This window comes from Streptomyces sp. NBC_01012 (assembly GCF_045162755.1).
GTDB lineage: Bacteria > Actinomycetota > Actinomycetes > Streptomycetales > Streptomycetaceae > Streptomyces.
This window is the reverse complement of sequence record NZ_CP108688.1, coordinates 1,560,129-1,572,258: the sequence shown is the minus strand read 5'-3', so window position 1 is coordinate 1,572,258 and position 12,130 is coordinate 1,560,129. Positions and strand designations below refer to the sequence as shown.

At 71.2% G+C, this 12,130-nt stretch carries 10 protein-coding genes; 9 read left to right on the top strand and 1 reads right to left on the bottom strand.

Annotated features, from left to right (window positions below; translation table 11 throughout):
• Nucleotides 1–23: 23 nt before the first annotated feature.
• Nucleotides 24–884 (bottom strand): isocitrate lyase/phosphoenolpyruvate mutase family protein, encoded by an 861-nt coding sequence (locus OG623_RS06785; protein ID WP_406145202.1) that lies wholly within the window; start codon nt 882–884, stop codon nt 24–26.
• A gap of 271 nt (nt 885–1,155) precedes the next feature.
• Here OG623_RS06785 and OG623_RS06780 point away from each other — a divergent pair, with 271 nt between their 5' ends.
• The 9 genes from OG623_RS06780 to OG623_RS06740 are packed head-to-tail and all read left to right on the top strand — an operon-like array spanning nt 1,156 to nt 12,088.
• Nucleotides 1,156–2,124 carry a TauD/TfdA family dioxygenase gene (locus tag OG623_RS06780; RefSeq protein ID WP_406145200.1) on the top strand — a complete coding sequence of 323 codons (969 nt, stop codon included), beginning with the start codon at nt 1,156–1,158 and terminating at the stop codon, nt 2,122–2,124.
• Nucleotides 2,125–2,167: 43 nt separating this feature from the next.
• Nucleotides 2,168–3,508, top strand: a complete 1,341-nt coding sequence (locus OG623_RS06775; RefSeq protein WP_406145199.1) for a TldD/PmbA family protein — start codon at nt 2,168–2,170, stop codon at nt 3,506–3,508.
• Complete coding sequence (locus OG623_RS06770; protein ID WP_406145197.1) at nt 3,505–4,809, top strand: metallopeptidase TldD-related protein; 1,305 nt, start codon at nt 3,505–3,507, stop codon at nt 4,807–4,809. The genes OG623_RS06775 and OG623_RS06770 overlap by 4 nt, the downstream gene beginning before the upstream one ends.
• Nucleotides 4,810–4,819: 10 nt before the next feature.
• A complete protein-coding gene (locus OG623_RS06765) occupies nt 4,820–6,076 on the top strand; it encodes an MFS transporter (protein WP_406145196.1) in 1,257 nt (418 codons plus the stop codon).
• 45 nt (nt 6,077–6,121) lie between these two features.
• The gene (locus OG623_RS06760) at nt 6,122–7,378 is read left to right on the top strand and encodes an ATP-grasp domain-containing protein (RefSeq protein WP_406145194.1); all 1,257 of its coding nucleotides are present in this window, start codon (nt 6,122–6,124) and stop codon (nt 7,376–7,378) included.
• Nucleotides 7,354–8,739, top strand: coding sequence for a hypothetical protein (locus tag OG623_RS06755; RefSeq protein ID WP_406145193.1), 1,386 nt, complete (start codon nt 7,354–7,356; stop codon nt 8,737–8,739). Before OG623_RS06760 ends, OG623_RS06755 begins: the two co-directional genes overlap by 25 nt.
• A gap of 56 nt (nt 8,740–8,795) precedes the next feature.
• Entirely contained in the window at nt 8,796–10,031 is a 1,236-nt protein-coding gene (locus tag OG623_RS06750; RefSeq protein ID WP_406145192.1) for an ATP-grasp domain-containing protein, read from the top strand.
• A 46-nt stretch (nt 10,032–10,077) separates the two neighbouring features.
• A complete protein-coding gene (locus OG623_RS06745; protein WP_406145191.1) occupies nt 10,078–11,322 on the top strand; it encodes an ATP-grasp domain-containing protein in 1,245 nt (414 codons plus the stop codon).
• Entirely contained in the window at nt 11,309–12,088 is a 780-nt protein-coding gene (locus OG623_RS06740; RefSeq protein WP_406145190.1) for an MSMEG_1061 family FMN-dependent PPOX-type flavoprotein, read from the top strand. The genes OG623_RS06745 and OG623_RS06740 overlap by 14 nt, the downstream gene beginning before the upstream one ends.
• Nucleotides 12,089–12,130: the final 42 nt, after the last annotated feature.

The following is a 12,130-nucleotide window of genomic DNA, read 5'->3' as shown; positions in this document are numbered from 1 at the left end:
CACCCCTGCGGTCGGTACTGCGGTCAGCTGTCGAGCTTCTGCCAGGCGTCGAGACCCTGAAGGGCGAAGATGTCCTGGACCGAGGCGATGGTGCCTTCGAGTGCGGTGGTGTCGCCGTTCTCGTAGACCGCGCGGTAGGTGTCACGCAGGGCGCTGACGGTGGCGCGCAGGCCCTGGTTGGCGTAGATCACGACGGAGACGCCGGCCTGCTTGATGTCGTCGATGTGCCAGTCCGGGTAGGTGGTCGGCACGATGACCACCGGCACCCGGAAGTCCCAGCCGTCGAGGAAGGCGGTGACCTGGTCGCGGCTCTTGGCCTTGGAGTGCACGAGGACGGCGTCCGCGCCCGAGTCGGCGTAGGTGCGGCAGCGCAGCAGGGCCTCTTCGACGTCGAGGCCGCTGATCAGGGCCTCGGTGCGGGCGATGACGAAGGTGTCGGCGGAGGCCTGGGACTCCTTGGCGATCTTGATCTTCCTCGCGAACTCCTTCGTCCCGAGCAGGGTCTGGCCGCCCGCGACGAAGCTGTTCATCTTGGGGAAGAGCTTGTCCTCCATGCAGAGTCCGGTGATGCCCGCGGCCTCGAACTCGTGGACCATATGGGCCACGTTGAGGTTGCCGCCGTAGCCGGTGTCACAGTCGGCGACCACCGGGATCCGCAGCACCTTCTGGATGTTGGCCGCGGCCTCCAGGTACTCGGTCATGCTCAGGATGCTCGCGTCGGGCAGCCCACGGGAGGCGGACACCTCGAGGCTGGACGACCAGACGGCCTGGAAGCCGGCCTCTTCTGCGAGGAGGCCGCCCAGGGCGTGGTTGGCCCCTGCCACGCGGACCACGTCGTTGTCCGCGAGGACCGAACGGAATGAGGGATAGATGGTTCGCTGCACGCCTGAAACTCCTGATCGTTCGCCGCGAGAGATGAATCGCGCTACGCCTTTGTAGGGCGGGCCTATGGAGGCATGAAGAGGGCAAGTCATTGCCAAGAGGTCGTACTCAGGATCGTCGCGTGTGCCCAGTGGTGCGCTTGCTCGGCACGGTCAGGACGGTAGGACGAGATTGGCAAGTCTGTCAATGTCTTGTCAAGTCGTTGACAACGTGCTGCAATGCACGTGGCTCGGCTGTTGGAGCCGCATGGGAACCAGAGAGGAACTGCAGACAATGAGCACCGCGCTCGCGCCCACTCAACCGCGCACCCTGGAAGTCCCCGCCGAGGCACTCCACTCCTTCTCGGCGGGGACCCGGAGTGAACTGGCCGCCTATGTGGCGGAGCTCGGCCGGCGGCACCCCACCGGGCGCGTCGACGCCATCGAGGTCGACCTCGGAGCCCTCCCGCTGTTCACCGCGGAGATCGAGGCCTCCCGTGGAGTGATCGACTCCACCACCCACTTCATCGTGTACGACCGAGTCGAGGGCATCGACTCCCTCCGCGCACAGGGCATCTACGCCTGGGTGCTGGGCACGGCGCTGGGCCGGCCCATGGTCCAGAACACCGACGGATGGCGCCTGATCGAGGTGTACGACCGCGGTGTCCGCAAGACCATCGAGGAAGGCGCCCGCTACCACCAGACCAAGCAGGGCTCCTACATGCACAACGACGCCGTCAACGACGTCGACCCCATCGACTACCTGCTGCTGTCCTGCGGGCAGTCGGCCTACATCGGCGGTGAGAGCATCCTCGTCGACGCCAAGCCGGTGCACGAGATCCTCTCGCTGCACCCCGACGTCCTCGCGATCCTCACCCAGGACTTCTGGTTCGAGAAGCGTGGCATGGCGCTGTCCCAGGAGAACGGGTTCTTCCGCTCGCCGATCATCCGCTACACCCCCGACGGCGAGCCGCTCGTCCGCTACTTCCGTACGTACATCGAGGTCGCCCACGAGAAGAAGGGCGAGCCGATCACCGCCGAACAGCGCGACGCCCTCGACTTCTTCGACGCGGTCCTCGACCAGTCATCCGTGCAGTACCGCATCCGGCTGGAGCGCGGACAGACGCTGGTCTCCGCCGACGACCGCTTCCTGCACACCCGCACGGCCTTCTACGACCGCTTCGAGCCGCGTGAGATCGACATGACCGTCGACGAGACCGACAAGGCCAACCGCTACATGTTCCGGATGTGGTCGGCCAAGTAACCCACCCGTCCCACAGCACCGACAGCCGAGGAGAAGCACCCCCATGCCCCTGAGCAAGACCCTACGGGCGGTGGGCCACGACCTGGCCGCCGAGACGAGCCGGCAGCGCCCGCGCGACTGTGTGGCCACATCGGCGATGGCACAGGCCTGGCACCGCACGAGCGGGCGGTTCGCCGAAGGGCGGGTCAGTGACATCAGCGTCCAGCGGGGCCAGGCCACCGCCGCCCGCTACGTCCTGCGTGACTCCTTCCGGCACCGGGCCGTCTCCGGCCTCGACCCGACGGTCGCCAGGCTCGACGCGGGTGACGGCGGTACCCGGGCGCCGGTGGCGGTCTCGGGGGCGGCTCCGGAGTGGATGGAACTGTCGTCCGCCCTCTCCGGTCTGGGTGAACTGGAGGCCGCGGCAAGGGCGTTCGACCCGGCGGTCGCGCAGGTCGTCATCGACTTCGAGCTCGGTGAGCAGGACATGTGCCTGGTGCGGGACGGGGAGCTGTTCGACGAGACCCGTCTGCTGACCTATCTCACCGTCCGGGTGATCGCCCGGCGCGGAGGCCGCGTCGCGACCGGCTTCTACACCCCCGGTGTGAGCGGCCGGCTGAGCGGCATCGACGTACGCGCGGCGGGCCGGGAGGTGGCGGCTCGCGCGGTGGCGGGCCTGGAGGCCAGGCCCGCACCGGTGGGACGGCTGCCCGTCGTGGTGGCGGGCGGCCGCGGCATGGTCCTGCTGCACGAGGCCTGTTGCCACCCGCTGGAGGGCGACGAGGTGCTGCGGGGCTCCGTCTACGCCGGACGGCTCGGCGAGGACATCGCCTCACCCCTGGTCACACTCCGGGACGACCCGACGGTGGCCGGAGCGGTCGGCTCGTACGCCTACGACGACGAGGGCACCGCCGGCGGCCCCACGACCCTCATCGAGAACGGGGTGCTCACCGGCTATCTGACCGACCAGGAGTCGGCGGCGCGGCTCGGCCGTGACTCCAGCGGCAACGGGCGCTGCACCACGGCGCTCCAGCCGCCGCAGCCCAGGATGACCAACACCTGCCTGGCGGCGGGGACCTCGACCGTCGACGACATCATCGCCTCCACCGATTACGGGATCTACGCCCAGCACGTCGGAGGCGGCGAAGTCATCGAGTCCACGGGCGAGTTCACATTCCGGGTGACCAACGGCTACCTGATCGAGAACGGGCGGGTCACCGACCCCGTCGAGGAGACGACCATCACGGGAACGGGGGAGCAGGTGCTCAGGGACATCGATGCCGTGGCCGACGACAGCACCGTCGGAGCGGCCAAGTGCGGAAAGTTCGGGCAGTGGGTGACGGTCGGCGTGGTCGGCCCCACCCTGCGCGTCGGCTCACTCCTCGTGGGCGGTACCGGGCGATGAGCCGAGCGAGCGAGACACTCGTCGAGGAAGCGGCGAGGCACGGCGCCGACGCCGAGGTGTGGACCGTGCGGCAGGGGATCGACGAACTGGTCTCCCGGGGCGGTGTGATCGAGCGCCACAGCGAGGTCACCACGGGCGCCACGGCCGTGACCGTGTGGGCGGACGGCACCGAGGGCTACGCCGTGCAGAACACCCCCGACTCCACCGACACGGACCTGGTCGCCACCGCCCTCGGGGTCGGCCGCGCCCTCGCGACGCCCGCCAAGCCGCCGCCCCTGCCCCCCACGGCGCCGGACGTCCCCGACGGCCCGCTGCCGTACCTGGACGCCGTGGCGGCCGAGCGCATACGGCGGTTCAGCGAGGCCGACGACGATCTGGAGGTCGAGCTGCGGGTACGCGCCGACCGCGCCAGGGTGCGTCTGCACCGCGCGGGCGCCGCCCCCGCCCGGTACGCCACGGGTGTCGTCCAGGTGCACGCCCGGCTGACCGCCCGCGGCGACGGCATCGGCTACATGGGCCACCAGACGTACGGCCGCACCGTGCGGGACGTACTCGACACGGTCGAGAAGAAGGAGCTGCCCGAACTCCGCGACCTCGCCCGCGTCCTGGCCGAGCGCCCCGTCGGGGAACTCGCCTACGACGACCTCCTGGTGGACGGCCGCGTACTGGTCAGGCTGCTCACCCTGGTCGCGCCGGCCTTCCTGCTCGACTCGGTGCTGGAAGGACGTTCCCCGCTGGCGGGCCGTACCGGCGAGCGGGTCGCCGCAGCCGGCGTCAGCCTGGTCGACGACCCGACCGCCGACGACAGCCCCCTCCCGGTGCCCTGGGACGGGGAGGGCACCCCCTGCGGCCCCACGGTCCTGGTCGAGGACGGCGTCCTGTGCGGCTACCTCAGCGCACGCCGTACCGCCGCCGAGGCCGGCACCGCCGGCACCGGTTCCGGCCAGCGCGGACCGTCCGGCGAGATGTCCACGGTCCAGCCCGGTCATCTGCGGCTGCGTCATACGACGGACCTCGGCACCGAGGTGCGTGCGGGGCGCACGGTGCTGCACGTCGTCCAGGCCAACGGAGCGCACACCTCCAACCCCATCACCGGCGACTTCTCGATCGGGGCGAACGCCGTGGTCGTCTCCCCGGACGGCACCCGGCGCAACGCGGGCAACATCACGCTCGCCGGCAATGTCTTCGACCTGCTCCGTCACATCGACGGGCACGACGGGCGGACACGGGTCAACCGCAGCAACAACGCCTTCGTCGCCGGGCCGGGCGTCTGGACCACCTGTCTCACGACCGGCCGCTAGGAGTACTCCCGTGTCCCTCCTGAAAGACCCGCAGTTCCGGCTGTTCTGGGGCGCCCAGACGGTCAGCATGGTCGGCACCAACATGGGCCGCACGGCCATTCCGCTGGTGGCCGCGACCACGCTGGCGACGACCCCCTTCCAGATGGGCCTGCTGAACGCCGCGCAGACGGCGGCGTTCCTGATCGTCGGCCTGCCCGCCGGCGTGCTGGTGGACCGGGCCCGCCGTCGTCCGATCATGATCGTCAGCGATCTGCTGCGGGCCGCCCTGCTGCTGCTGATCGGCCTCGGTTTCTTCCTGGACCGGATGTCCTTCGCGGCCCTCATGGTCTCGACGCTGTTCCTCGGCTTCGCCACCGCGTTCTTCGAGATCGCCTACCAGTCCTACATCCCGGTGCTCGTGGGACGGGAGCGGCTGGTCGAGGGCAACGCCCGGCTGGAGAGCACCAGCGCCGTGTCCAGACTGCTCGGCCCGACCCTGGCCGGCGTCCTCGTGACGGCCGGTGCCACCGTGGCGGTGTGCGTGCAGGCGGTCGGCCACCTGTTCTCCGCGTTGCAGCTCTCCCTCATCCGTACGCCCGAACCGGTCCCCGACCGGTCGCCCGGCAGGCGCATGGGGGCCGAGATCAAGGCGGGTCTGCGGTTCGTGCTGAGCGATCCGGTGTTCCGCGCCATCACCGGATCGGCCGCGACGTACAACTTCTTCTACGCGATGGCCACGCCCCTGGTGATGCTGCTGCTCGTCGACGAGATCGGCCTGTCCGGCACCGTCGTCGGCGCGCTGATGGCGGTCAGTGGGGTCGGCGGGGTGTTCGGCGCGGCCGTCGCCGGCCGGGTCGCCACCAGATTCGGGCCGGTCAGGGCGATGTGGGCGGCCTACCTCGTGACCATACCGACCAGCCTCCTGATCCCGCTGGCCGGCGACGGCTGGGCGACGGTGCTGTTCGCCTTCCCCTGGTTCGCCACCAGCTTCGGCATCGTCGTCTACAACGTCGGCCAGGTCACCATCCGGCAGACGCTCTGTCCGCCGGACCTGCTCGGCCGGATGAACGCCAGCGTCCGCTTCCTCGTGTGGGGCATCCTGCCGGTCGGTTCGGTGGCCGGCGGGGCGCTCGGGGAGTGGCTGGGCGTGCGCGGCGCACTGTTCGTCGCGGCCGCGGGCATGAGCTCCGGCGTCCTGTGGCTGCTGTGCTCCCGGCTGCGCACCATGCGCGACCTCCCGGCACCGCAGGAGCCCCGGCCCACAGGCGCCACCCCCGCAAGCAAGTGACCCCCTGTCAGCAGAGTCGGCACAGCCGGCCGATTGGAGCTACAAGTGTCTTCCCGTTTCGTGGTGTTCATCGACTCGCCGTGGACCGGCGCGGGCCAGGACTGCGCCCGCTTCCTACTGGAGCGCGGCGTCACACCGGTCATCATCGCCGCCGACCCGGCGGCCCTGCACCCCTCGCTGCTGCACGACTACGCCGAGCTCGGCGTCGAGATCCGCGCCTGTGACCTGGAATCCGCCGACGCCGTCGTCGCGTTCTGCCGCGAGCTGGAGACCCACGGCGAGCTGGTCGGAGTGACCTCGGTGTACGAGTACTACTGCGACCTCGGCGCACAGGTCGCGGCCCGGCTCGGAATGGCGGGACCCGACCCGGAGGCCGTCGCCGTCTGCCGCTCCAAGGCGGCCATGCGCGAGGCCATGTCGGGGACCCCGGGCCTCAACCCGCTGTTCCAGGTCGCGGAGTCCTCCGAAGAGGCCGTGGCCGCCGCGCGGGCCATCGGCTTCCCGGTGGTCGTCAAGCCGCTGGACCTCACCGGCAGTCTCTTCGTCCGCCGCTGCGAGACGGCCGAGGACGTGGCAGCGATCACCGACGAGGTGATGAAGCTCGGTGCGTACCTGGGCCACCCCGTGGCCGCGAAGGTCATCGTCGAGGAATGTGTCCTGGGAGCGGAGTACTCCGCCGAGATCGTCCACGGCAAGATCCTCGGCCTCACCGAGAAGATCGGCAGCGAGCCCCCGCTGTTCCTGGAGATGGGACACATCTTCCCCGCCCGGCTCCCGGCGGAGCAGGAACAGATCCTCCTGGACAAGGCCGAGTTGGCCGTCAAGGCGATCGGTGTCACCTGGGGCCCCGCCCATGTGGAGCTGAAGCTCACCGCGGACGGGACCGACGCCCGGGTCATCGAGGTGAACGGCCGCATCGCGGGCGACCGCATACCCGAGGCCGTACGGATCGCCAGCGGAGTCGACATCTGCCGCCTCCACATGACCGCACTGCTCGGCGGCACACCGGACCTGACCCTGAACTGCGACCGCACCGCCGCGATCCACTTCCTGATGCTCGAGGCGAGCGGTCACATCGACGCCATCGACGGAGTCGCCGAGGCCCAGGCCCTGGAGGGCGTCCACGAGGTGCACCTGCGCCCGGGCGTCCAGGCCGGGATCACGTACGAGGCCAACGGCTCCAACCGGGACCGCGCGGCCTGGATCATCGCGGAGGGGGCCGACCGCGACGAAGCGCTCGGCCGGGCCCGGGCGGCGGGCGACAAGCTCGCCTTCACATGGTCCTCCCCGACAGGCTCATGAGGGCCGGGTACGGGGAGCGCACCGCGACGGCGGAGCACCGGGCCCTCACCGTGTCCTTCACCGCGGGGGAGGAGGGGCAGGACGCCCCGCTCACCTGGAGCCAGCGGTACTACCTGGCCGAGCTGGACGCGGCCCGCCCGCACGGCCGCGGTCTGGCCGTACCCCGGCTCTACCCCCTGCGGCCCGGTGTGCGCGAGGACGACGTCACGGAGGCGCTCCGGGGGCTCCTGGAGCGCTTCGAGTCCCTGCGCAGCCGTGTGGTGCGCGCCCCTGCGGAGCACCAACGGGTGCACTCCACAGGCACGCTCCGGATCGCCGTCCACGACTCGCCGGCGGACGGCCCCGACGCGGTGCTCGCCGCACTCGTCGCGCGGCCCTTCGACGTGGCCGATGAGTGGCCGGTGCGCGCCGCCCTGGTCACCGAGGGCGGCACGCCGCGTTTCCTGGCCATGGTGTTCAGCCATGTCGCGGTGGACGCCTACGCCCTGCTGCCCGTCAGCGCGTACCTGGTCGCCTCCTGCGCGGCGGCCGACCCGGTCGCGCGCACCGCGCCGCGCTCCGACACCCCCGGTCTCCAGCCGCGCCAGCAGGCCGAGGCCGAGGCGTCCCCGGCCGGACAGCGCGCGGCCGAGCGCGCGCTGCGGCACGCGGGGAACGTGATGCGGCGCATGGCGGCGTCACCGCGGACGCCGCCCCGTGCGGTGACCGGCGAGCGGTACCGCTTCCTGCGGCGCCGGTCGGCTGCGCTCGACCTCGCCGTCGGAGCGGTGGCCGCCCGCACCGGGCAGAGCCCGGCGTCGGTGCTCACCGCCGCGATGATGTGGGTGGGCGCAGCCGAGACAGCTGCGGACCACGGCTTCGTCCAGCTGATCTCGGCGAACCGGCTGCGCCCCGAAACCGTCAACGCCGTACTGCCCTACTCCCAGCCGGTGCTCTGCGGGGTGGACCTGACAGGGGCGTCCTTCGCCGAGGCGGTACGAAGGACGGCGCGGGCCTCCCTGCGGGCCCTCGGGGCCGGCCCCTGCCCGCCGGGCCCCCTCGCCGAGCTGCACGCGGCGGTGCAGGAGGAACGGGGCGTACGCCTCGACATCACCCCCACGCTCAATTACCGCCCCAGAGCCACCACTCTGCCGCTGCGGGAGACGGACCCGGCGGAGCTGGCCCGCGCCGCCGCGGACGCCGGCACCGAGTGGGTGGACAGCGACCTCCAGTGGCAGTCCGGCCACTACCTCAGTGTCGATGCCGACGAGACGGGCCTCCGGCTGGTCCTCCAGGTGGACACGGCGGTGCACCCGCCCGGACGGGCCGAGCGCCTGCTGGCCGACCTGGAGCACCTGCTGTGCACCGAGGCAACGAGATGAGCCGTCACCCACAGCCAGTGCCGCGGCAGGCACTCACCAGTCAGGAAGAACCGCACATGGCAGCAGACCGACAGCAGCGAACCGTCGTCCTGATCGGCGCCGGAGTCATGGCCGAGGGATACCTCCGCGCGGCGGGGGAGCTGGGGCTGCGGGTGGGGGTCGTCGAGACACCCACCCGGTACGCGGCGCTGACCGCGCGATTCCCCTGCATCGTGGACTTCGAGCCGGTGGACGAGGCCGATGCGGTACGCGACGAGAGCTGGCTGGCACCGGCGATGGCTCTGGCCGGACGGCTGGCCCCTGACGGCGTGTGGGGCTTCGCTGAGGCCCATGTCCTGGCCACCGCCGTCGTCCAGCACCGCCTCGGCCTGCCGGGCCCGGGGCTCGACGCGGCGGTCGTCTCCCGCAACAAGGCCTTGCAGCGTGCCGAGTTCGAGCGGGCGGGACTGCCCCAGCCCGGCCATCGGCACACCACCCGGCTGTCGGACCGGCGTGAGTGGGCGCTGGAGCGCCTCCCCGTCGTGGTGAAGCCGGTGTCGCTCCAGGGCAGCCAGGGCGTGGAACGGATCGTGAGCGCCGATGAGTGGGACGACGTCGTGGCCCGGCGCGACCTCGAAGGCCCGCTCCTGGTGGAGGAGTACGTCGAGGGCCCCGAGTACAGCGTGGAAGCGCTGGTGCACCGTGGGCGTGTCCTGTTCACCAACCTCACCCGCAAGGAGACCACCGGCCCCCCTCACTTCGTCGAGCTGCACCACGAGGCCGGCCACGGCGCCGGCCGGCCGCTGCTGCGCAAGGCCGCCGACGCCCTGTGCGAGGGGGTCGTGGCGGCGCTGCACATCTCCACAGGGATCGTGCACCTGGAGTTCAGGGCCCGCGCGGACGACGACCTGCTGATCATGGAGGTGGCCGTCCGCACGCCGGGTGATCACATCCTGGAGCTCGTCGGGCGTGCCCATGGGTTCGACGTCTTCGCGGCCTGCCTGCGGCTCGCACTCGGCGAGCTCCCGTCGACGCCCGACGGCCGCGACCCGGTACGCGCCGCGGGAAGCCTGTTCCTGTCGGCGCCGCGCCCTGGCCGGCTGGTCTCACTCGACCTCGGCCCCTGGGCCGGCCGGCCGGACGTCGCCCGGTACGAGCCCAGACTCGCGCCCGGCACCCAGGTGCGCCCCGCCGAGAATTCGGGGGACCGGCTGGCCTGGGCCGTGCTCGACTGCGCTACTCCTGAGGAACTGGGCGTCCTGGCATCGGAGTTGACGCGTGGAGCCGTTGTCGAGATCGCGGACGGGACCTGAAGCGCACAGCGCGGTCCTCACTCCCCCTCACCTTCGAAGGAGCCTCATGTCCCAGCAATACGTCCTGATCGTCGGCGGGCGGATCGAGAACGTCCGCAAAGCCAAGGCGCAGGGCCTCGGCGTCGTCTTTCTCCAGCAGCCCGGGCTGTTCCGGGCGGAGCACGCGGCCGAGGTCGATGCCGCGCTGCTGATCGACTACACACGCTGGGACGTGCTGGAGCCGCTGATCACCGCGGCACACCGCGTGTACGGCTTCACGAGCGTGACCACGACCAGCGAGGCCGGGGTGGAGCCGGCGGCGCGGATCAGCGATCTGCTCGGGCTCGGCGGCGTCCCCCATGACGTCGCCCTGCTGCTGCGGGACAAACTCAGCATGCGCCGCCGTCTGGAGTCCACGGCACCGCACATCACCGTCGCGGCGGAGGAGGTCACCGACCGGGCAGGCCTGGAGAAGTTCGGCGCGGACCACGGCTATCCGTTCATCGTGAAGCCGATTGACGGAATCGCCAGTCTCGGCCTGCAACTGGTCCAGGACGAGGGCCAACTCGACGACGTATGGGCGGCGTTGGGCCGACTGCGCGGGGTGGACCACCAGTTCGCGACGACCTTCCCCATTGACCGGTTCATCATGGAGGAATACGCCGACGGGCCCGAGTTCTCCGTGGAGGCGTTCACGTTCGACGGGCGCCATGTCGTCGTCTCGATCACGGAGAAGCTCACGTTCGACAATTTCGTGGAGCTCGGCCATGTCGTTCCGGCGCGCCTGGATCCGGGGGCGGCACAGGAGATCGAGGCCTGTGTGACCACGTTCCTCGACGCGGTGGGCCTCGGGCAGGGGCCGAGCCACACCGAGGTGCGGCTCTCGGCGCGGGGCCCGCGTGTGATCGAGTCCCACAACCGCCCGGGTGGCGACCGGATCAGGGACCTGGTCGAGGCGGCGTACGGCTTCGACGTGGAGCTGTACACCGTGGCGTGGCTGAGCGGGACGCTGCCGCCGCTGACGGCCGGGCCCGAGCTGCGGCAGGGAGCGGCCACCCGCTTCCTGAGCGCGGAGCCGGGAACGGTGACCGCGATCGAGGGGCTCGCCGGGGCCCGGGAGTCGGAGGGCGTCCTGGACGTTGCCCTGTCGGCCGAGGTGGGCGACACCGTGGGGCCGCTCAGGTCGAGCTGGGACAGGCTCGGCCAGGTCGTCGCGGTGGGAGAGGACGCGGACGCGGCCCTCGCCCTGTGCGAGAAGACCTGCGCGGCCGTGGTCATCCGTACGGAGGTGCGGGCCGATGCCCCCGAGTGAACCAGCTCCGGACACGGGACGCCCGTCCGCAGGCGCCCCGTCCGCAGGTCGCCCGTCCGCAGGGGGCGCCTCCGCCGGACGCGCCTCCGCCGGACGCGCCTCCGCCGGACGCGCCGACGACAGGGCGGGCGGCCCCGTCGGTTCCGGTGACCACACGGAGATCACCACGCGGGAGGAGCTGCTGGGTCTGATCGGTCAGCCCAACCCGGCGGTCTTCAGCAAGGCGTCGACGGTGCTGCGGGAGTTCGAGCGGGAGTGGATCCGGCACGCGCCGCTGTGCTTCATCGCGACGGCGGCCTCGGACGGCACCTGTGACGTCTCTCCGAAGGGGGACCCGCCGGGCTTCGTCCATGTACTCGACGACTCGACCCTCGCGGTCCCCGACCGGCCGGGCAATCGCAGGCTCGACAGCTGGCTCAACGTCCTGCAGAACCCGCATGTGGGGATGATCTTCGTCATCCCCGGCAGGGGTGACACGCTCCGGGTCAACGGCCGAGCTCGGCTGGTGCGTTCGGAGCAGCTGCTCGACCGGATGGTCGTCAAGGGAAACCGGCCGGTCCTGGCGCTCCTGGTGGACGTCGATGAGGCGTACTTCCACTGCGCCAAGTCCTTCATGCGCGGAGCGGTGTGGGATCCGGAGTCCTGGGCTCCGGACGCCGCGCCGTCGAGGGCGCGGATCGCGAAGGCCACCGAGTGGACCGAAGTCTCTCTGGAGGCACTGGAGGAGCGGTACGGTCCCAGTTACGCACGGCGACTCTATCCATGACGCCCGGCGCACCGTGACTCCGTCGGCCATGGGGTGCGTGGG